The sequence below is a fragment of the Thauera carbonicopians genome, from assembly GCF_025699485.1.
In the GTDB taxonomy this organism is placed as follows: domain Bacteria; phylum Pseudomonadota; class Gammaproteobacteria; order Burkholderiales; family Rhodocyclaceae; genus Thauera.
The window spans coordinates 92,795-113,942 of record NZ_JANUXN010000002.1; the positions used below are offsets into that span (position 1 = coordinate 92,795).

At 69.5% G+C, this 21,148-nt stretch carries 18 protein-coding genes; 8 read left to right on the top strand and 10 right to left on the bottom strand.

All coding sequences use genetic code 11. The annotated features are described in order from the left end of the window. The first annotated feature begins 109 nt into the window (after positions 1-109). The 6 genes from NX068_RS02990 to NX068_RS03015 are packed head-to-tail and all read left to right on the top strand — an operon-like array spanning position 110 to position 9,021. A complete protein-coding gene (locus NX068_RS02990; RefSeq protein ID WP_263459815.1) occupies positions 110-1,288 on the top strand; it encodes a glycosyltransferase family protein in 1,179 nt (392 codons plus the stop codon). Then, on the top strand, positions 1,278-2,507 hold the full coding sequence (locus tag NX068_RS02995) for a glycosyltransferase (RefSeq protein WP_263459816.1): 1,230 nt from the start codon (positions 1,278-1,280) through the stop codon (positions 2,505-2,507). Before NX068_RS02990 ends, NX068_RS02995 begins: the two co-directional genes overlap by 11 nt. After that, positions 2,507-3,688, top strand: coding sequence for a glycosyltransferase family 4 protein (locus tag NX068_RS03000; protein WP_263459817.1), 1,182 nt, complete (start codon positions 2,507-2,509; stop codon positions 3,686-3,688). Before NX068_RS02995 ends, NX068_RS03000 begins: the two co-directional genes overlap by 1 nt. Continuing rightward, on the top strand, positions 3,685-5,484 hold the full coding sequence (locus NX068_RS03005) for an ABC transporter ATP-binding protein (protein ID WP_263459818.1): 1,800 nt from the start codon (positions 3,685-3,687) through the stop codon (positions 5,482-5,484). The genes NX068_RS03000 and NX068_RS03005 overlap by 4 nt, the downstream gene beginning before the upstream one ends. Beyond that, a complete protein-coding gene (locus NX068_RS03010) occupies positions 5,474-7,747 on the top strand; it encodes an aminoglycoside phosphotransferase family protein (protein WP_263459819.1) in 2,274 nt (757 codons plus the stop codon). The genes NX068_RS03005 and NX068_RS03010 overlap by 11 nt, the downstream gene beginning before the upstream one ends. Continuing rightward, positions 7,744-9,021 carry an alginate export family protein gene (locus tag NX068_RS03015; RefSeq protein ID WP_263459820.1) on the top strand — a complete coding sequence of 426 codons (1,278 nt, stop codon included), beginning with the start codon at positions 7,744-7,746 and terminating at the stop codon, positions 9,019-9,021. The genes NX068_RS03010 and NX068_RS03015 overlap by 4 nt, the downstream gene beginning before the upstream one ends. A gap of 6 nt (positions 9,022-9,027) precedes the next feature. Here NX068_RS03015 and NX068_RS03020 read toward each other — a convergent pair whose 3' ends face one another. After that, positions 9,028-9,750, bottom strand: a complete 723-nt coding sequence (locus NX068_RS03020) for a fumarylacetoacetate hydrolase family protein (RefSeq protein WP_263459821.1) — start codon at positions 9,748-9,750, stop codon at positions 9,028-9,030. 209 nt (positions 9,751-9,959) lie between these two features. Between NX068_RS03020 and NX068_RS03025 the strand changes: the two genes are divergently transcribed. Then, entirely contained in the window at positions 9,960-11,186 is a 1,227-nt protein-coding gene (locus NX068_RS03025; protein WP_263459822.1) for an MFS transporter, read from the top strand. Here the strand turns inward: NX068_RS03025 and NX068_RS03030 are convergent, their stop codons facing one another. The 9 genes from NX068_RS03030 to NX068_RS03070 all read right to left on the bottom strand — a co-directional run bounded on the left by NX068_RS03030 (position 11,187) and on the right by NX068_RS03070 (position 18,549). Continuing rightward, entirely contained in the window at positions 11,187-11,969 is a 783-nt protein-coding gene (locus NX068_RS03030) for a flagellar brake protein (RefSeq protein WP_263459823.1), read from the bottom strand. 20 nt (positions 11,970-11,989) lie between these two features. Next, positions 11,990-12,757 (bottom strand): flagellar brake protein, encoded by a 768-nt coding sequence (locus NX068_RS03035; RefSeq protein WP_263459824.1) that lies wholly within the window; start codon positions 12,755-12,757, stop codon positions 11,990-11,992. Positions 12,758-12,831: 74 nt separating this feature from the next. Continuing rightward, positions 12,832-13,173: an EscU/YscU/HrcU family type III secretion system export apparatus switch protein gene (locus NX068_RS03040; protein ID WP_263459825.1), complete on the bottom strand. Its 342-nt coding sequence runs from the start codon at positions 13,171-13,173 to the stop codon at positions 12,832-12,834. Next, the gene (fliK, locus tag NX068_RS03045; RefSeq protein ID WP_263459826.1) at positions 13,166-14,314 is read right to left on the bottom strand and encodes a flagellar hook-length control protein FliK; all 1,149 of its coding nucleotides are present in this window, start codon (positions 14,312-14,314) and stop codon (positions 13,166-13,168) included. Before fliK ends, NX068_RS03040 begins: the two co-directional genes overlap by 8 nt. A 47-nt stretch (positions 14,315-14,361) precedes the next feature. Continuing rightward, positions 14,362-14,682 carry a flagellar protein FliT gene (locus NX068_RS03050; protein ID WP_263459827.1) on the bottom strand — a complete coding sequence of 107 codons (321 nt, stop codon included), beginning with the start codon at positions 14,680-14,682 and terminating at the stop codon, positions 14,362-14,364. Between the two features lie 13 nt (positions 14,683-14,695). Next, entirely contained in the window at positions 14,696-15,100 is a 405-nt protein-coding gene (gene fliS, locus NX068_RS03055; RefSeq protein WP_263459828.1) for a flagellar export chaperone FliS, read from the bottom strand. 14 nt (positions 15,101-15,114) lie between these two features. Then, on the bottom strand, positions 15,115-16,572 hold the full coding sequence (fliD, locus tag NX068_RS03060; protein WP_263459829.1) for a flagellar filament capping protein FliD: 1,458 nt from the start codon (positions 16,570-16,572) through the stop codon (positions 15,115-15,117). Between the two features lie 23 nt (positions 16,573-16,595). Further along, positions 16,596-16,985, bottom strand: a complete 390-nt coding sequence (locus NX068_RS03065) for a flagellar protein FlaG (protein WP_263459830.1) — start codon at positions 16,983-16,985, stop codon at positions 16,596-16,598. Positions 16,986-17,067: 82 nt separating this feature from the next. Then, positions 17,068-18,549, bottom strand: a complete 1,482-nt coding sequence (locus NX068_RS03070) for a flagellin N-terminal helical domain-containing protein (protein WP_263459831.1) — start codon at positions 18,547-18,549, stop codon at positions 17,068-17,070. Positions 18,550-18,852: 303 nt separating this feature from the next. Here NX068_RS03070 and NX068_RS03075 point away from each other — a divergent pair, with 303 nt between their 5' ends. Then, positions 18,853-21,147: a tetratricopeptide repeat protein gene (locus NX068_RS03075; protein WP_263459832.1), complete on the top strand. Its 2,295-nt coding sequence runs from the start codon at positions 18,853-18,855 to the stop codon at positions 21,145-21,147. Position 21,148: the final 1 nt, after the last annotated feature.

A 21,148-nucleotide genomic window follows, 5' to 3' on the forward strand; every position in this document is an offset into this window, starting at 1 on the left:
GGCCGCGTCATGCGACGTTCAGATTCGGATTCCTAGACTGGATGGGTAATGGGCAGCCGCCCGTTCCGCCAGTCCGGATGCATGGCTGGCCTCACTGTGGAGCTTTGCCATGAATCCGTCCCATGCCGGACCCAGAATCGCGCTCTATTCCCACGACACGATGGGCTTCGGCCACATCCGGCGCAACATCCTGCTGGCGCGCGCGCTGGCGGCGGCCGAGCCGCAGGCGCAGATCCTGCTGGTCTCCGGCATCCGCGAGGCCGGCGCCTTCGCGCTGCCGCCCGGCGTCGACAGCATCACCTTGCCCGCCTACCGCAAGCAGACGGACGGCAGCTACGTGCCGCGCGCGCTCGGTGGCGACATCGGCCGCCTGGTCGCCCTCCGCGGCGAGACCATCGCCGCCGCGCTGCGCCGCTTCGAACCCGATCTGGTGGTCGTGGACAACGTGCCGCGCGGCGCGATGAACGAGCTCGACGGCGTGCTGCCGGTGCTGCGCCGGATGCCGACGCGGCTGGTGCTCGGCCTGCGCGACGTCCTCGACACGCCGGCCGCGGTGCTGCGCCAATGGCGCAAGCATCGCAACTTCCGGGCCATCCGCGAGTTCTACGATGCCGTCTGGGTGTATGGCGACCACAAGGTCTACGACACGGCCGAAGCCTGCGGCTTCGATGCCGACATCCGGCGCAAGATCACCGCGCTGGGCTATCTCGACCACTGCGCCCATGTCGAGCTGCCGGCGGCTCGGGCGGGCGAGCCTTTCGTGCTGTGCATGGTCGGCGGCGGCCAGGACGGCTTCCTTCTGACCGAGGCCTTCGTGCGCGCGACGCTGCCGCCCGGGCACCGCGGCATCGTCGTCACCGGCTCGATGATGCCCGCCGTGTCCCGCGAACGGTTGCGCGAACTGGCGGCCGAGCGCCCCGGGATGTCGGTGCTGGAGTTCGTTGCCGACCCGCTGGCGCTGATGCGCGATGCCGCCGCGGTGGTGTCGATGGGCGGCTACAACACCACCATCGAGATCCTCGCGCTGAACAAGCGCGCGCTGCTGGTGCCGCGCGTGGTGCCGCGCAAGGAACAGTGGATCCGCAGCAGCCGGCTGGCCGCGCTGGGCCTGGTCGACTGCCTGCATCCGGACGATCTCAGCGCTGAGGCGATGAGCCACTGGCTGGCGCACGGCCGGCAGCCGCCCGCCGCCCGCGAACTGCTGGATTTCAACGGACTGGACCGGTTCTGCCGCCTGGCCGCGGAACTGATCAGCGCTTTACCCAAGGACATCTGCCATGCCGCCTGAAAGCATCCCGCGTCTAGGCTACGTGCTGAAGCGCTATCCGCGCTTTTCCGAGACCTTCGTCGTCAATGAAATCCTCGCCCACGAGGCGGCGGGCGCGCAGATCGATATCTTTGCCCTCGGCCCGGTGGAGGAAACGCATTTCCAGGACGCGATCGCGCGCGTGCGTGCGCCGGTCACCCGGCTGCAGCACCGCCTGCGCAACGGCGATGCACTGTGGCAGCTCATCGTCCGCGCCTGCCGCGAGCTGCCGCGTTTCGCCGAACGGATGGCGCCGGCGGAAGAGGTCGCCGGCGATCTGGTGGGGCAGGCGATCCAGCTCGCGCTCGAAGCGAAGGCGCGGGGCATCGAGCACCTGCATGCCCATTTCGGCACCCAGGCCGCCACCGTCACCCGTCTCGCCGCCGCCTTCGCGGATATCGCCTACACCTTCACCGCCCACGCCAAGGACATCTATTACGAATACGAGGAGCCGGTGCGGCTCGACCAGAAGATGCGCGATGCCGCCTGCACCGTGACCGTCTCCGACTACAACCTCGCCTACCTGCGCGAACGCTACGGCACGGCGGCCGAACGCACGCTGCGCTTGTACAACGGCCTGGATCTCGCCCATTTCCGCTGGCAGCCGCCGCCGCCCCGGGCGGACGAGATCCTGGCGGTGGGCCGGCTGGTCGAGAAGAAAGGCTTCGACGTGCTGCTCGAGGCGCTGGCCGTGCTGAAGGCGCGCGGCGTCGAGTGCCGCTGCACGCTGATCGGCGACGGCCCGCTCAGGGCGCAACTGGAAGCGCAGCGCGCGGCGCTGGGGCTGGAAGACCGCCTGTCGATGCCGGGCCTGCGCCCGCAGCCGGAAGTGCAGCAGGCGCTGCGCGAAGCGGCGCTGCTGGCCGCGCCCTGCGTCGTCAGCGCCGACGGCGACCGCGACGGCTTGCCCACGGTGCTGCTCGAAGCGATGGCGCTGGGCACGCCCTGCATCTCGACCCGGGTGGCCGGCATTCCCGAACTGGTCCGCGACGGCGATACCGGGCTGTGCGTCGAAGGCGGCGATGCGCGCGCCCTGGCCGACGCGATCGAGCAACTGCTGGGCGATCCGGTGCTGCGCGAGCGCCTGTCGGCCAATGCGCGCCGGCTGATCGAGGCCGACTACGACATCCACCGCAACGCCGCCATTCAGCGCGAGCTGTTCCGGCGCGCGCGGGACGGACGGCACGGGCGGGCCTGCTGATGCGAATCGCCTACGTCTGCGCCGACCCCGGCATTCCGGTGTTCGGCACCAAGGGGGCATCGGTGCATGTGCAGGAAGTGCTGCGCGGCCTGCGGCGGGCGGCTGCCGAGCCGGTGCTGTTCGCCAGCCGCATCGGCGGCGAGCCGCCGGCCGATCTCGCCGGCCTGCGCGTGGTCGAGCTGCCGCCGCTGCCCAAGGGCGAGCCGCTCGCCCGTGCCCGCGCCGCGCTCGATGCCAATGCCGCGGTGATGGCGGCGCTGGAGGCGGCGGGGCCGTTCGAGCTGGTATATGAACGCTATTCGCTGTGGAGCGATGCCGGCATGGTCTGGGCGCGGCGTGCCGGCTGCCCGGGGCTGCTCGAAGTCAACGCGCCGCTGATCGAGGAGCAGCGCAAGTATCGCGGCCTGGTGCTCGAAGACGAGGCGTTGCGGATCGCGCAGTCGGTGTTCGGCGCGGCCAGCGCACTGGCCGCGGTGTCGCCCGGCGTCGCGGCCTATCTCGAAGGCCAGCCGGCTGCGCGCGGCCGTGTCCATGTCGTCGCCAACGGCGTCGACCCGGCACGCTTCGCCGCCGCGGCGGCCGGCCGCGGCCAGGGCAATGCCGGCAAGGCGCCGGTGATCGGCTTCCTCGGCACGCTGAAGCCTTGGCATGGGCTGCCGGTGCTGATGGAAGCCTTCGTCCGCCTGCGCCGCCGGCATGGCGTCGATGTCCGCCTGTTGCTCGTCGGCGACGGTCCCGAGCGCGATGCGCTGGCGGCGAGCGCCGAAGCGGCCGGTGTGGCGGCGATGGTCGAGTTCGCCGGCGCGGTCGAGCCGGCCGCGGTGCCGGACTGGCTGGCGCGGATGGACGTCGCCGTCGCGCCTTATCCGGCGCTGGACGACTTCTACTTCTCGCCGCTGAAGATCTACGAATACATGGCCGCCGGGCTGCCGGTGGTGGCGAGCGCGGTCGGCCACCTGGCGACGGTCGTCGCCGACGGCGAGGACGGTATGCTGGTCGCGCCCGACGATGTCGATGCGCTCGCCGCCGCGCTGGCCGGGCTGCTCACCGATCCCGCGCGCTGCCTGCGGCTCGGCCGCGCGGGTCGGCGCAAGGTCGAGCGCGAGCACAGCTGGGATGCGGTCGTCGGCCGCCTGCTGGCGATCGCCCGCGGCACGATGGCGCAAGGGCAGGGCCGATGAGCACGCCGCTGCTGCGCATCGCACGGCGCTTCGGGCCCTATCTGCGCGGCCACCGGCCGCTGCTGTCCGGCGCCGCCGCCGCGCTGGTGTTCTCCACCGCGATGCGCCTGCTCGAACCCTGGCCGCTCGCCCTGATCATCGACGGCCTGGTGGCCGGCAAGCCGCCGGCTTTGCTGGCCGGCCTCGATCCGATGATCGCGCTCGCCGTGTGCGCCGCGGCGGTGATCGCCATCGCCGCGCTGAAAGCGGGATCGGCCTACCTCAGCACGATCGGCTTCGCCCTGGCGGGCAACCGCATCCTCGGCCGGGTGCGCATCGACCTGTTCGCCCACCTGCAGCGCTTGTCGCTGGCCTTCCACCACCGCGCCCGCAGCGGCGACCTGACGCTGCGCCTGGTCAACGACGTCGGCATGCTGAAGGAGGCGATGGTCACCGCGCTGATGCCGATGAGCGCCAACCTGCTGATCCTGGGCGGCATGCTGGCGGTGATGCTGGCGCTCAACTGGCAGCTCGCGCTGGTGGCGATCCTGCCGGTGCCGGTGCTGCTGCTGGCGACCGTGCGCCGAGGCCGCCGCATCCACGAAGCCAGCCGCGCCCAGCGCAAGCGCGACGGCGCGATGGCGTCCACCGCCGGCGAGGCGCTGGCGGCGATCCGCACCGTGCAGTCGCTGTCGCTGGAGCCGGCGATCGCGAAAGCCATCGGCGCTTCGGACCAGCATAGCCAGCAGGCCGACGTGCGCGCCAAGCGCCTGTCGGCCGGGCTCGAACGCGGCGTCGACCTGCTGGTGGCGGTGGCGACCGCGCTGGTGCTGTGGCAGGGCACGCGGCAGGTGCTGGCCGGTTCGCTCAGCCCGGGCGACCTGCTGGTCTTCGTCACCTATCTGAAGAATTCCTTCCGTCCGGTGCGCGAATACGCGAAGTACGCCAGCCGCCTGTCGAAGGCGCTGGCGGCCGGCGAGCGCATCGCCGACGTGCTCGACGAGACGCCGGAGATCACCGACCGCCCGGACGCCGTCGAAGCCGGCAGGCTGAAGGGTGCGGTGCGCTTCCGGCAGGTCGATTTCGCCTATGCCGCTGGCGGCGCGAAAGTGCTCGACGGCTTCGAGCTCGAGCTGCGGCCGGGCGAGCACGTTGCCCTCGTCGGCGCCTCGGGCGCCGGCAAATCGACGATCGGCAGCCTGCTGCTGCGTTTGTACGACCCGAGCAGCGGTGCGATCGAAGTCGACGGCCACGACCTGCGCGATTTGACCGTCGCCAGCCTGCGCCGCCAGGTCTGCCTGGTGCCGCAGGACAATCTGCTGTTCGCCGCCACGGTGCGCGACAACATCGCGCTCGCGGCGCTGAGGCCGGTCGAGCAGGAGGAGGTCGAACAGGCGGCGCGCCTCGCCAATGCCCATGAGTTCATCATGGCGCTGCCGGCGGGCTACGACACCGTGATCGGCGAGCGCGGCGCGACCCTGTCCGGCGGGCAGCGCCAGCGCATCTCGGTGGCGCGCGCCGCCTTGCGCGACAGCGCCATCGTGGTGCTCGACGAACCCACCGTCGGCCTCGACCGCGACAACGAGCGCATCGTCATCGACGCACTGCGCCACCTGGCCCAGGGACGGACCACGTTCACCATCACCCACGACCCGATGCTGGCGGCCGAAGCCGACCGCATCGTCTTCCTCGATGGCGGGCGCGTGGTCGAACAAGGCGCGCCGGTGGAACTGATCGCCCGTGGCGGGCGCTTCGCCGCGCTCTGGCGCGGCCGGCGGGACGAACAGGCGGCAAGCGAGGCCTGCGATGCACTGTGAAGCCGATGCCGCCATCGCCGCACGCGACACCGCGCTGCCCGGCCTCGCCGTGCTGCTCGACGAGGCGCGGCTGCTCGCGCTGCTGCGTGGCCTGCCCGGGCTGGCCGCGGCCGGCGGGGTGGTGGTCGACTATCTGCGCTACAAGCCCGGCGTCAGCTGCACCGCCGGTGTCTGCGTCCAGCTCCAGGATGGGGCGCCGCTGCGGCTCCAGTTGCGAGCATTGACGGCGGCGCGCTACGCGCAGGCGATGGCGCGGCCGAAATGGCAGGCCGAGATCGCCGCCGGCCGGGCCGATGCGCCCTGCATGCTGGCCGGGGCGGGTATCGTGGTGCTGCGGCTGCGCCACGACCGCTCGATCAGGGCACTGCGGCTGTGCGACGACCGCGCCAGGCTCGCCGACCTGCTGTCGCGGCTCGGCGTATGCAGCGAGGATGGCGAGGCTGGGCTGGTGCTCGACATCCTGCGCTACAAGCCCGAGCGCAGGCTGGTTGCGCGCGTGTCGCTGGCGGGACGGCCGGTCGCGGTGCTGCGTGCCTGCCCGAAGGACGGTTTCGGCACGATGCTGAGCAATGCCGCGCTCGCCGCCGCGGTGGGTGGCCCGCGCCTGCTGGGCATGTGGAGCAAACGGCAGGTCTTCGCCTGCGCATGGACCGAAGGCCGGAGCTTGTGCCCCGAGGATGGCAGCCTGGCCGACGCGGCGACGCTGCGCGGCATCGGCGCCGTGCTTGCCGGCATCCATCGCAGCGGCCTCGCCGCGCCGCTGCGGCGCGAGCGGACGGACGAGCGCGAAGCCGTCGAGCAGGCGGTGGCTGCGCTGGGTGTGCTGTGCCCCGAGCAGTCGCAAGCCGCCCGCGAGCTTGCCGAGCGCAGCCTCGCCGCGCTGTCGGCGATGCCGCTGTCGCCGTGCTTCATCCACGGCGACTTTTCCATCGACCAGGTGATCGCCGATGCCGGCCGTCTGACCGTGATCGACTGGGACCGCGCCTGCCAGGGCGATCCGGCGGCAGACCTCGCTTCGCTGTGCGCACGGCTGGACCTGCAGGTGATCGAAGGCCTGCTGACCCGGTCGCAGGCGGACAAGGCCGCCGCTGCCTGCATCGCGGGCTACTGCGAAGCGGCCGGTGCGCTGCCGGCCGCGCTGCCCTGGCAGCGCGTGGCCGAACTGCTCAAGCTGCTGGCCGAGCCTTTCCGCAAGCGCGGCCGCGACTGGCCGCAGCAGGTCGAGCGCTTGCTCGGCCGTGCCCGTGTGCTCGCCGCCGAGGCTGCTGCAGCGGCGGCGCTGCCGAGCGAAGTGGCATCGGCCGGCCTGCCGACCTTGGCGCAGGCGCTCGATGCCGCGCAGATGCGCCCGCATCTGGCGCGCTGTCTGGGGCTGGCGGAAGACGGTTGCGAGCTGCAGGCCGTGCTCCGGCGGCTCAAACCCGGGCGGCGGGCGCTGATCGAGTACGTCGTCACGCCGTCGGGCGGTGCGCCGCAGAGCGTGCTCGGCAAGCTGCGCGCCAAGGGCCTGGACCGCCGCGGCTACGAGACGCAGCGCAGCTTGTGGCAGGCCGGCTTGAGCCGGGGGCCGGTGGTCGTGCCCGAGCCGCTCGGCACCGTACCCGAGCTGGCCTTGTGGCTGCAGCGCGCTGTGGCGGGGCAGCCGGCTTCGGGCTGCTTCGCGCCGGAGACCGGTACCGGCGCCGCGTGGCGCATCGGCGAGGCGCTGGCGCTGCTGCACCGGCAGGCGCTGCGGCCGGCGCGCGCATGGAGCATCGACGACGAACTGGCCATGCTGCGGCGCTGCCTGGCGTTGGCCGCGCAGGCGCGGCCCGGCCTGGCCGCGCGCATCGAGTCCGTCGCCCGCGCCTGCGAACGATTGGCGAACAGGCTGCCGCCAGCGATGGCGTGCGGCGTGCATCGCGATTTCTATCCGGACCAGGTGCTGGTGGACGGCGAAACCATCGTGCTGCTGGACTTCGATCTGCATGCGCTGGGCGATCCCGCGCTGGACGTCGGCAACTTCGTCGCCCACCTCATCGAGCAGTCGACCCGCTTCCACGGCGACGCCGGCGCCCTGGCAGCGCATGAAGCTGCCTTCATCCAAGCCTACCGGGCCGGCATGGCCGACGTGGCAGTGGCGTCGATCGCCGGCTACACGACGCTTTCGCTCGCCCGCCACATCCATTTGAGCACCCGCTTCGAGGACCGTACCCATACCACGATGATGTTGCTGGAAAGCTGCGAGGCTCGCCTCGCCCCCTGGTCGGAGCCGTCCGCATGATGCGCCCGGTTCTGCTGTCCGTGCTCGGCGCTTGCTGGCTTGCCACGGCCGCCGGCGCGGCCGAGGACGAAAAGATCGTCGATCTGCGCACCACGCTGATCGTCGAAGCCGCCGCCGAGCGCAATCTCACGCTCGAACGCGGCCGTGTCGAGCGCGCCGAGGAATACGAGCCCCAGCTTCGGCTGCAGGCGCGCTTCTTCCCCGAGCGCAGGGTGTGGGGCCTGATCGAGACCGAACTGATCCGCCGCATCAAGCGCGAGCGCGGCGAGCCGACCGAGACCGACAACCGCCTCAACCTGACCCATGCCTATCTCGCCATCGAGGATGTGCTGCCCGATACCCGCTTGCGGCTGGGCCGCTGGCTGCAGCGCGACGAGCGCGAATGGCTGATGGACGAGAACCTGGACGGTGTGCATCTGGAATACGACCGCGGCCGCTGGGAAGGCGAGCTGTTCGTCGCCCGCGTCGACCATTGGCGGCGTGATCTGCTCGACAACGACAGCCACGGCGAGCCGGTCAATTTCATCGCCGCCTTCGGCCGCTACGAGATGGACCGGAAGTGGGTCAAGGACTGGCAGATCGGCGCCTACGTGGTGCGCCAGCACGACGTCTCGGCGGAGGATACCTACCTCAACCACGTCGGCCTGCGCTCGCATGCCACGCCGGACAAGGGCTGGCGGCACTGGCTGGAGCTGGCCCACGTCGGCGGCCGCGACGGCGGCGAGCGCGTCGACGGCCACGCCATCGACCTGGGCGTGACCTACGCCTTCGACACCGCGCCGCTGCGGCCGCGCCTGACCCTGGGCTATGCCTACGCCAGCGGCGACCCCGAGCGCGGCGACCGTGGCGGCGGCGCCTATCGCCAGACCGGGCTGCATTCGAACGAGGCCACGTTCGGCGGCGTGGCGAAGTTCCACATCTACGGCGAGACGCTCGATCCGGACCTGAGCAATCTGCACGTGCTGACCGCCGGCCTGGGGCTGGACCTGGGGCGTGAGCTGTCGCTGGACCTGGTCTATCACCGCTACAGGCAGGACGTGCTCAGCAAGGTGCGCGAGACCGAGCTGGATCCGGAGGAAGACAGGCGCGACGACCGCCATCTCGGCGATGCCTTCGACCTGGTGCTGGGCTGGCGGCCGTCGGACCGTGTCAAGCTGGAGGCCGCGCTCGGCTGGTTCCGCCCGTCCTCGCGCTTCCGCAGCGACGATGACGACGATGCGCCGCGCGGCGGGGATGCTTATTCGGCGCGGCTCGAATTCAATTACCGCTTCTAGCGATGCTCATTCCGGTTCGCCGATCTCCAGCTCGATGTCGCCGATGCCTTCGATGTGGCCGCTGAGGCGGTCGCCCGGCTGCACGGCGCCGACGCCTTCGGGCGTGCCGGTGTAGATCAGGTCGCCCGGCTGCAGGTGGTAGAAGCACGACAGGTCGGCGATCAGTTCGCGGATGTTCCAGATCAGCATCGACAGGTCGCCGGACTGGCGGCTCTGGCCGTTGACCTGCAGCGTGATCGCGCCCTTGTCGAGCAGGCCGAGGCCGGCAGCGGGGACGATCTCGCCGCAGACCGCGCCGTGCTCGAAGTTCTTGCCCAGATCCCAGGGCCGGCCCTGGCCCTGGCAGAGCTTCTGCAGGTCGCGGCGGGTCATGTCGAGGCCGGCGGCGTAGCCGTAGACCAGCCGGTCGGCATCGGCGGCGGAAACCTCGAAGCCTTCGGCGCCGATGGCGACGACCAGCTCGATCTCGTGGTGGTAGTTGGCGGTACCGGGCGGATAGGGCACGCGCGCTGGCTTCCCGGCGCTCGTCTCGACCAGGCTGCCGGCATCCTTGATGAAGTAGAAGGGCCGCATCGTTGTTTTGTCGATCGGCGTGCCCATCTCGATGGCGTGGCCCTGGTAGTTGCGGCCGACGCAGAAGATGCGCCGGACCGGCAGGCGGGCAGCGGTGCCGCGTACCGGCAGGGAAGGTGTCGGGGCGGGGGGCCACAGGTAGTCGGTCTGGCTCATCGGTGCTTCGCTCGCGATGTGATGGGTCTGGGAGTAAGCATGCCGCCAATTCATCGTGCCCGTCCAGCGCAGGTATGCCGCAGAGCGCTCCTTCGGCAGATTCAGGTGGTCCCGCGCGCGCCGAACGGCGAGAATCCGCATCTGGTGAAGAATCGACGAATTCGCGGCGGGCTGCGGCCTGCCACGCTGGAGCGGATGTGAGGGCGCGGATGAAGGCAGGGGGGCAGCAGGAGCGGGCGGCGACGCACTGGCTGGCGGTCGCGGCGGCGCTGCTGTGTGGTGTGGCAGTGGCCAGCAACGTCGGCAAGGTGTCGATCATGATTTCGGCCTTGCGCGAGGATCTGGGCCTGAGCCTGGTGCAGGCCGGCTGGCTGTCGTCGGCGATCAACGTGTTCGCGGTGTGCGCCGCAGTGATGTTCGGCTTTTCGGCCGACCGCATCGGCGGGTTGCGGCTCTGCCTGGCGGGGATCGGCCTGAGTCTGGCAGGCGGCGCGGCCAGCCTGCTGGCGACGAGCTTCCCACTGCTGCTGGCGGGGCGGGTGATCGAAGGGGCGGGCTACATGGCGGTGGCGGTATCGGCACCGATCCTGCTGTCGGCAGCGAGCCGGCTGGAGGATCGGCGCTTCGTGCTGGGCGTGTGGGGAACCTACATGCCGGGCGGCATCGGCCTGGTGATGGTCGCTGCGCCCTTGCTGCAGGGGCTGGGCGGCTGGCGGGTGATCTGGGGCTTCGCCATCGTGCTGCTGCTGGCGGGCGGGGTGTCGGCATGGCTGCAGCGGCGGCATTACCGCTTCGCCGAAGCGCCGAGCGAGGGCCAGGAAGAACGCGCCCTGGCGGTGGCGCGGGAGGTCATGCGCCAGCCGCTGGCATGGACCCTGGGACTGCTGTTCGCGACCTGGGCGCTGCAGCATTTCACCCTGATCGTGTGGCTGCCGACCTTCCTGCGCGAGCAGCGCGGACTGGACATGCACTGGGTCGCCGCGCTGTCCTGCATCATGGTGCTGGCCAACGTGCCGGGCAACGTCATCGGTGGCACGCTGCTGCGGCGCGGCGTGGCGCGCGGCAAGTTGTTGATGCTGGGCAGCAGCCTGAGCGGCCTGTTCATGTACACAGCCTTTTCGCCGGCCTTGCCGGATGCCGTGCGCTATCTGGCCTGTGTGGCGGTATCCCTGGTCGGCGGCCTGATTCCGTCATCCGTCCTGTCGGCCTCGACCGTCATCGCCCGGACCTCGCGCCAGATCGGCACTTTCCAGGGGCTGAGCCTGCAGATTTCCAACCTCGGGCAATTGCTCGGTCCACCGTTGATCGCGGCCCTGGTCGCCAGCCGGGGAAGCTGGGAAGCCGCGGTGACGCTGCCCGTCGGCGCCGCCATGCTGGGCGTGCTGCTGGGCGCGGCCGCGTGGCGGTTGGAAAAGGGGTATGGCGCGCGGCGCTGATCACAGCCCGCCGCGCTCGCGTGCGGCGCGTTCGCGGTCGGTGTTGAAGATGTAGCGCTGGATGGTGTTCTCGATCTTGTGCGGCAGCTCGACGAAGGCCAGGCCGACGCGCAGCATCTGCGAGCCGCTGCGCTGCTCCTGGCGGTCGAGATAGCAGACGCGCAACTGGACGCTGATCGGGTCGAGGTTCGGCAACTGCAGCCGGCAGGCCTGCAGCCGTTCGCCGATGACGAGTCGTGCGGCGTCCGGCGGCAGTTGCAGCGCGATGCCGCCGACGCTGATGTCGAGCAGCCGTCCCGTTAGCGTGGCCTGGGTGCCGGCGGTGCCCTTGACGCCGATCTGGCCGGTGGCGGCGTGGCTCAGCGGCACGCTCAGGCGGTAGGCGGCGCGGCGCTGCAGGCGCAGCACTTCGCGCGGCACCGGCGCATGGAACAGGCTGCGCCCGTCTTCCCGGCCTTCCTGCAGGTCGTGCAGCGCGAACTGGATGCGGATGTGCTCGAGCTGGGTCACGCAGACGAGCTTGGGCGCCGCCAGGATGCGGCGGTTGGCATCCGGGTCCGGGCTGGCATCCAGCACCAGGGTTTCCTCGTCGTCCGAAAGTTCGAGCAGGGCGGTCAGGAAGGAGCGGCCATTGCCGAAATGCCCGCTGACCAGGGCGCGATGCTCGATCAGCTCCTGCAGCAGCTGGCGCACCTGCCGGCGGCCGTTGAGGATGAACTGTTCGATCGTGTCGCGCCGGTCCATGTCGATCGGGGTGGGCGTGTGGTCGGCGTCGGAAGTCATGGCCTGTGTCTGCGAATGGATCAGCCCAGGGCGCGCTGGCGTGCGCTGCGCTGGCGCTCGATCTTCAGGATGTAGCGTTGTATGGCCTCTTCCGCTCCCGGCGGCATGTCCGAGAATTCGCAGCCCGCGCGCAGCATGCCGACGCCGTTGCGGGTGGTCAGGCGGAACAGGTTGCGCACCGTCAGGCGCGCGTGGATCGGCGGACTGTCGGGAAGCTTGATCCGGCAACCGGGGAATTCGTCGCCTGGCGCAAAGGATGCATCGTTCGGCGGGACGGCGATGGCAATGCCGCCACCGCTGATGTCGATGATGCGCCACGCCATTTCGCCGCTGCCGGGCAGTGGCACGCTGCAGGTCAGCGCGTGGGTGGCCGGCGTCTGCAGGCGGTAGAACTCCCTGCGCTGCAGGCGCAGCAGTTCGACCGGCATGGCTGCACGGAAAGCGGCGCCGCTGCCCCAGGTCTGCAGCATCGGCCGTTCGAGCATGAACTGGATGCGGACCTTGTCGAGCTGGGTGACGCAGTCGAGCTGAGCGGCGCGGCCGAGGCGGGCATTGATGCCCTCGTCGGGGCTGCCGTCCAGCACGAGCACCGCGTCGTCCTCGTCGACCTGCAGCAGCGCGGTCAGAAAGGAGTCGCCATCCGGCGTGCCGCGTGCCCTCACCAGCTCGCGCGCATCGAGCAGGCGGCGGAGCACGGCCGTGATCTCGCGCCGATCCTTCAGCAGGTATTTCGACGGGTCGTCGGCCTGCAGCAGCTCGACGCGGGTCATCTCGTGTTCGATCGTCATGCCGTGATGGGAAGCTTGTTTTGCCGATGCTGTTCGTCGTTGCTTATAGCACGACTCATCGTCGCCGGCGTAGCCTACTCCGGCGTGCCGGCCGGCCTCGGCCGCAGCGACTCGGGCAGGTCGTGCGCCACTGGTGCGGGCCCGGCGTCGCTGCCTTGCTCCACGCTGTACAGCCAGGCCAGCAGTTCGGCCACGGCGACGTAGAGCTGGGGCGGAATCCGCGTGTCGAGGTCGACCTGCATCAGCAGGCTGACGAGCTCGGGCGATTCATGCACGTAGATGCCGGCTTCGCGTGCCCGCTCGAGAATCTCCCTTGCCAGCACGCCCTTGCCCTTGGCCACCACGCGCGGCGCCGTCTCGCCGGCGGTGTAGGCCAGCGCGACGGCTTCGCTGCGCTGGGGCCTGGATTCAGTCATCACGGCGTTCCACCACCAGGCCGGTCAGCTTCAGGCCGGCTGCTTCGAGTGATTCGGCCAGCCTGGCGGCGCCGGCGTCCAGCGCAACGATGCTGGCGTCGTCGTTCGAGCGCAGGCGCAGCGCGACGCCGGCCGGCGTCAACTGCATGTGCGCTTCGATGCTGCCCAGGCGGGGCAGGCTCAGGCGCAGCGTGGTGTTCCAGTCCTGTGCCGTGTTGTCGTCTTCGCCATCGTCCCGTTCGGGGTCGTCGATGATCCATTCCATCTGCTGTCCCGGCCAGGCCTGACCCTGCCACACGTACTGATGGGTGGCGAGCGCTTCCAGCTGCTGATGGACCACGGGCAGCAGGCGTTCGGGAATCGGTGCGCTGGTGCTGCTGCGGACCGGCGCTGCGTCATCGGCGATGACGCGCAGGGCGGCGTTCGTGCGTTCGCTGCCGTCCGCCGCGCTGGCTTGCCCACCGCCGGTGGCTGCAGTGTGCGCCGCGGCCGCCTGGGGCGCGGCGGAGCCGGTGCCGGTGGGGCGTCCGCCTGCCGCTGGGTGGCCAGCCTGCGCCTGTACTTGCGCCTGTGGTTCCCGCATCAGGCTGGCGCCGTCGCGCGTGCCCAGTACCCATTCGGCCTGGTGCGATTCGTAGAACAGGCCGCTCTGGCCCAGCGCCTGGCGCAGCAGCGGCACCAGCGGCGCGCCGCTGGTGGGCGGGGCGGTGAGCAAGGGCTGGTTGCCGGCAAGATTTGCCGGTGGCGGCGAAGGCTGGCCGGTGAGCAGGAAGCTGATCAGCCGGCCGGTCTGGCTCAGTGCGGGCTGGGCCGAGGCGTTGGCGCTGGCGGCATCGTTGCCGACGACGCGGGCGAACACTGCCTGCTGCGTCACGCGCGAAGTTTCGAGCTCGAGGGTGTCGCCGGGCTTGGCGGAGGTGTTCAGCGCCAGCGTCATTTCCTTGCCGGCGACCACGGCGCGGAACGAGCCGTCGGGCAGGGTGCGCAGCAGCGTGGCGAAGAAGCGCTGGCCTTGCTGCAGCTCCGGCAGCAGTGCCTGGATTTCGCGCGCGCGCTGCAGGCCGGCAACTGGCGGGCTGGTATTGAAGAAGCTGGCCTCGGTGAGTGTTCTCAGCCGGGCGGCGAGGTCAGCGGGGATCATCGCGGTTCCCTCCTTGCCCGGGATAGTCTACCCCAGGGTCGGGCGCGTCAGATGTTGCCGTACGTATCGCGCACGTTGCGCCTGCGTATCGTGCCGGATAGCAGCTTGCGCGTGCTCTCCAGGAAGGGTTCGGCATGGCTGCGAACGTCGGCGTCGAGTTCCAGCATGCGCTGGATCATCGTCGCCATTTCCCGCTGCGCAGCATCCGGCAGCCCGGCGGTGTCGGCAGGGGCGGCCGCGGCCGCCTTGCGCAGTTCGGAGCTCGCCGCTTCGAGTTCGGCGAGCCGGCTCCAGTCGTTGCGCACCGCGGCCTCGGCCATGGCTTCGTACAACGCAAGCAGTCTGCGGCAGCTTTCCGGTGTCAGCATGTCGGGCTCCCGTTCAGACCGCTGCCTGGTCGGCGATGCCGGCCCAGGCTTCGCGCAGGCTGGCGAGCAGGCCGACGACTTCGTTCAGCGCCGCTTCGCTGCTGTGCAGGTTGGCATACAGCAGGCGCTCGCTCATGTACTCGTACAGCGCATGCAGGCGTCCGGCCAGCTCGCCGCCGGCATTCATGTCGAGGCTGACCTTGAGGCCGTTGTCGATGATGTTGATGGCCTTGGAAATCGACTGGCCCTTGGTCGGGATGTCCTTGTTGCGGACGGCGACCAGCGCGGTGCGCAGCGCCAGCAGGGCGCCGTCGTACAGCATCAGGATGAGCTTGTGCGGGCTGGCCGCGTCGACGCTGGTTTCGGTGCCGACGCGGGCGTAGGCCGAGGCGCGGTTGGCGTAGGAGGTGCCGAACATGGTGCTCCGTCTCCTCAGTTGCCGATCTTGGGCAGGTTGGCCAGTTGCTGGGCCAGGTAGCTGCTGGTCTGCGACATGCCGGCGAGCAGGCTGTCGAGGCGCGAGAATTCGAGGCGGTAGCGTTCTTCCATGCTCACGATGCGCTCGTCGATGCGGTTGTACTGTTCCTCCAGGGACTTGATGTTGTCGTCGATGCCCTTGGTACGGGTGGCGATCAGGCCCGTCCTGTCGTCGAGCAGGCCGCCGAGGCGTTCGCTGAAGGTCGTGGCGAAGCCTTTTATGCTGTCCTTGCCGTTGAAGAACGCCGCCAGATCCTTGCTCGGGTCCGACAGCGCGGCATCGAACTTGGCACTGTCGAGCGACAGCTTGCCATCGACTGTCACCTGGCCGCTTTCCTTGTCCAGCTTGGCTCCGCCGCCGATGCCCAGCTCCGCCAGCGACTGTATCCCTCCCAGTCCGCCCAGCGCGTCGTTGAGGGCGTTGCGTAATGTGGACTGGATGTTGCGCACGGTGGAGTCGCCGGTCAGCGTCGAGCCCTGGCGGGTGGTGGCGTCATAGGCGGTCAGCGATTTCAGGGTGTCGGTGACTTCGTTGTAGGCCTTGACGAAGGCGTCGATCGCCTTGCGCGCCTGTTCGTTGTCGGTGGCGACCGCCAGTGTGCCCTTCAGGCTGGCCACGTCGGTTTCCGGCTCATCGTTCAACGTCAGCGTGACGCTTTCCAGCACGTCGTCGATGGTGTTCTTGCCGCGCGAAATCTCGATGCCGTCCACCTTCAGGCGGGCGTCCTGTGCCGCCTGCACCGAGTACATGCCATTGCCGCCGGCGCCCGTGCCGGGATCGTAGCTCAGCCCTTCCAGGCCATCGGCGCCGGTGAGCTTGAAAGCCATGTTCGCGCCGGTGGCCGGGCCGTTGATGCCTGCGCCAGTGAGCACCAACTGATCGGCCCTGCCGTTGTTGACGATGGTGGCCTTGATGCCGAGCGAGGCGTCCTTGTTGATGGCGTCGCGCAGTTCGGCAAGCGTGCCACCCTCGAACTCGAACGAAGCCATCCGCTCTGCGTCGGCTTCGAAGCTGCCGCTTTCGTTGATGATGCCGAACTGGATGCTCAGCCTGCCGGCGGCCGGCACGAAGCTGGTGGCGGCATCGGTGGAGACGCGCTGTTCCTTGGCGAGCTGGAATACTTCGATGGAGTGATTACCGGTCGAGGCGCCCGCCTTGGCGGCGGCGGTGAAGCCCTTGCCGCTGACCGTGGCCTTGACTCCGCCGAACACGTCGTTCTTGCCCAGTGCCTCGGCCGCCGTCTGCAGGCTGCTCAACGCCCCCTTGATCTGGCCGAAGGCCGAGAGCTTGGCGGTCTGCTCGGCCTGTTTGGTGACCAGCGGTTGCTGGGTCGTCCTGCGCTCGGCGGTGATCAACTGGCTGACGATGGAGGTGATGTCGAGGACGGAACCCCCGGACGTGATCGCGGCCATGATGTGCTCTCCTTCTGTGTTGCTCAGGCCTGCTGCTTGATCAGCAGCCCCTGCAGCTTGTCCATCGCCTTGGCGATGGCGACGATTTCCTCGGATGGGATCTGGCGGATGACCTCGTCGGTGGATGCATCCACAACTTTGACGATGGTACGGCCAATATCCTGGTCGATGGAGAATTGCAAGTTCTGTGCCACAGGAGAAATGGCGGCACGCATCTCTTCCACGGCCTGCGCGATCTGTTGCGCATCGGGCTGCTGCACGGCCGCCGTGGTGACCGTCGGTGTGCCGGTGGCCGGCATGCCGGTTGCGACTGCCTCGGGACTGGGTGCCGCCGCCTGCGGCGCAGACTGCGTGGCCTGCGACAGGATGCGTGTCGTTTGCGGAATGGCGTTGCCGATCGACTCGATGTTCACGATTCACCTCCTTGATGGGCGAACGGCGCGAGACTCTTGCGAGCCCCGCGCCGGGTGATGCTACACCGTCAGGTTGCGACTATCAGCGCAGCAGCGACAGCACGTTGTTGGGCAGGGCATTGGCTTGCGACAGCATCGCGGTGCCGGCCTGTTGCAGGATCTGCGCGCGGGTCAGGTTGGCCGTTTCGGAGGCGAAGTCGGTGTCGCGGATGCGGCTGCGGGAGGCCGACATGTTTTCCGAGGTGGTCTGCAGGTTGGCGATCGTGGTCTCGAAGCGCGACTGCAGGGCGCCGTACTTGGCACGCTGGCTATTCACCGCGGCGAGCGCGGAGTCGACCAGGGCCAGGCTGCGTTGCGCTGAATCCACCGAGCTGACGTCGAGGTCGGCCACCTTCTGCAATTGCCCCGATGCGGCTGCAGCGCTGAAGAAGTCGCTGGTGTTGGCCGCTTCGATGCTGAAGGTGCGCTCCGAATCCAGCACCAACTGGCCGGTCGCGACGGCGGTCGCGCCTGCGGCAGTGGCTGTGCCGCCGACGGTTGCCGATGCCGAGCCGCTTGCGGCGTTGGCGACGGTGATGTTCTCGCCGTTGGCATTGAGCAGGGTGATGCCGTTGCCGCCGTCATTGACGCGGGCAGTCACGCCGGTCTTGGCCGACACGTCGTTGAAGGCATTGACCGCGGCGGCCAGGCCGTCCTGGTCGATCGCGCTGCCGACTGTGAAGGACACGGTGACAGCAGTGGCGTTGTCCGACGTCAAGTCGAACTTGTACGAGGTGTTGGCGGTCATGGCCGTGACGTCGATCTCGGTCTTGGCGGATGCCTTGACGCCGGTCTTGCCGGTTTCGGCGTTGATCTGCTCGGCAGCCTTCTTGGCCGAGGCGCCGGCGGCAATGGTGACGGTAGCCGCGCCGGTGGCGCCGTTGATCGTGACGGCTCCGCCCGCCACGCGGCTGGTGGCCGCGGCGTTCGAGGCGATCGCGTTGGCCGTGCTGCCGGCGGTCAGGTCGCCCTTGGCGCCGGCGTCGGTGGCAACCTTGGAACCGACACGGTAGTTGCCGTACTGGCTGGTGCTGAAGTTGGCCGAGGTGGCGGTGATGCTCTGGCCGGCGTTGGCGCCGACTTGGAACACGGCCGAGGTGAAGGAACCGTCGAGCAGCTTCTGGCCGTTGAATTCGGTGGTCTTGGCGATGCGGTCGAGTTCGGCGGTCAGTTCGTTGACTTCGGCGTTGAGCGCCTGGCGGTCGGAGGCCGAGTTGGTGGCGTTGGACGACTGCACGGCGAGCTGGCGGATGCGTTGCAGCACGTTGCCGGCGGATTCGAGCGCGCTTTCGGCGGTCTGCGCGAGCGAGATACCGTCGTTGGCGTTGCGGCGCGCCTGATCCAGGCCCTTGATCTGGGAAGTGAAGCGTTCGGAAATGGCGAGGCCGGCGGCGTCATCCTTGGCGCTGTTAATGCGCAGGCCGGAAGACAGACGTTGCAGCGAGGTGGCCAGCGAGCCGCCGGAACCGTTCAGATGACGTTGGGCATTCAGCGACTGAACGTTGGTGTTAATGACTTGCGACATGATTGTTCTCCGTCAGAGAAGTATCAAAAAAGTCCGGCGGTGTTTGGGTGAAAGCCGGTCGGTTCCAGGAGCCAGTCCGATAAACCGTTTTCCTGTGCTCTTGGCTCCATTAACGGCGGCAAGGTGCCGGACTTTAGGGGTTTTCTTGCCTGGAGGCGGCAATCATTGCCGCTGCTCGCTTGCCGTCGGGACTGGCCATGCCGGGGCGCATGTGGAGCACGGTAAGATGCGGCACCTTTCAAGTGTGGGCACTGCCTTGCCATGACCGGACACAGTTCTCTTTCGGCATCGGACCAAAGTATCTTGAGCGAAGCCGCCGCGCATTTCGCCGCCGGCCGCCATGTGCAGGCGGCGGAGCTGGCGCGCGGGCTGTGCCTGCGACATGCGGGCTTCGGCCCCGCGCACAAACTGCTCGGCAGCGCCCTGCACCTGCTGGGCGAACATGGCGAGGCCGCGCGGGTGCTGCGCCGCGCGGTGGAACTGCTGCCCGAGGACGGACAGGCCTGGAGCAACCTCGGCAACGCGCTGGCCGCGTCGGGCGAGCAGCTGGATTCGATTGCCGCGCACCGCCGGGCAGTGGCGCTGTTGCCGGATGCGGCCACGCCGCGCTACAACCTGGCGTGCACGCTGCTTGAGCAGGGCGAGCGTATTGAGGCGCTGGAGCAGTTCTGGCTGGCCTACGAGCGCGCGCCGCAGGATGCCGAACTGGCCGGGCTGTGCCGCGAACTGTTGATTGAACTGGGCGATGCCGGGCTGAAGCAGGCGTTCTGCCGCCTGAACCTGAAGCATCTGCCGCGGGACGCGGGAGCGCTGGCGATGCTGGGCGCGCTACTGGTCGACGATCCGACTGGCGACAAGGCCGAAGCCGAGCACCTGCTGCGCGCCGCGCTTGCACAGGCGCCGGAGGATGCGCCGAACTGGTCTAACCTGTGCGTGCTACTGCGGGAGCAGGCGCGGCTGGCGGAGGCCATCGAGGCAGGCTGGCGAGCGGCGGCGCTGGCGCCGGAATGGGCGCTGGCATTCAGCAACCTGGGCGCTGCGCTGCGTGATGCCGGTGCCTGGGCGGAGGCGAAGCAGTGCTTCATGCAGGCGCTGGCCAAAGATGATGAATGCGTGGACGCCTGGTACAACCTGGGCTGCGTGTGCGTCGATCTTGGCGAGCACGAGGACGCGCGGGCAGCGTTCGTCGAGGCGGTGTCACGTGCGCCCCGCCCCGCCTGGCTGCTGCAGGGCGCGCATGCCTGCCGGCAACTGGCGGACTGGGACGGCGCGGAGCTGATGGAAGCCGAACTGACGCACCAGATGGCGGATGGCGGCCTGTCCCTCGCCAGCGGCCACTGCCCGTCGCCGTTTGCCTGGCTGGCCATGCCGGGCGCCACGGGCGAGGCGCAGTTGCGCGTGGCGCGCAATTTTGCCGCGCAGTTCGCGGGGAGCGCTCCCTTGCCGGAGTGGGCTGCGCGGGACGGCGAAAGGTCCGCGCTGCGAATCGGCCTGCTATCCGCGGATTTCCGCGACCACGCTACTGCGCACTTGATGACCGGCATGCTGGAGGCGCTGGACCCGGCGCGCTTTCACCTGGTCGCCTACGATTACGGCCCGCCCACACACGAAGGCGATGCCTATCGGCAGCGGCTGCGGGCAGTGATCCCCGAGTGGGTGCCGGCGGCATCAATGTCCGATCTGGAGGCCGCGCAACGCATGCGCGCCGACGGCGTGGACATCGCCATCGACCTCAAGGGCTGGACGCAGGGCTATCGCGCCGGCATCCTCGCCTACCGCCCGGCGCCGGTGCAGATGCAGTGGCTGGGCTTCCCCGGTAGCATGGGGGCGCCGTGGCTGGACTACATCATCGCCGATGTGGTGGTGGTTCCGTCCGGCGCCGAAGCCGGTTACAGCGAACAGGTGTTGCGCCTGCCGGGCTGCTACCAGCCCAACGACCGGCGGCGCGAGATCGGTGAAATGCCCGCGCGCGCGGCGCTGGGCCTGCCGGGCGACGCGGTGGTGCTGGCGGCCTTCCACCAGTATTACAAGATCACCCGCGACACCTTCGAGCTGTGGCTGCGCGTATTGCTGCAATGTCCGCAGGCGGTGCTGTGGCTGCTCGATGGGCCGGCCAGCGCGAAGGCCGTCTTCATCCGCGAGGCGGCCGCGGTGGGTATCGATCCGGCCCGGTTGGTGTGGGCGCCGCGTGCCCCCGCAGCCGCGCACCTGGGGCGTTTGGGGCAGGCCGATCTGGCACTCGATGCCTTTCCGGTGAATGCGCACACCACTGCCAGCGATGCTTTGTGGGCGGGCGTGCCGCAGGTGGCTCTGTGCGGCGATAGCTTCGTGTCGCGGGTATCGGCCAGCATCGTCAGCGCGGCGGGGCTGCCGCAACTGGTGGCGCGGGATGCAGTCGGATACGAGGCGCTAGTGCTGGATCTGGTCAGGGATGGCGAGCTCCGCGCCGCGCTGCGCGCGCAGTTGCGCGGGACACGTGAGCAGGTGCCGCTGTTCGACGCACAGGCTTTCGCCCGCCATTTCGGCATGGGGCTGGAACTGGCCTGGGCACGCCACCGGCAGGGGCTGCCGGCGGCGCATATCGATGTGACGGGCTGAG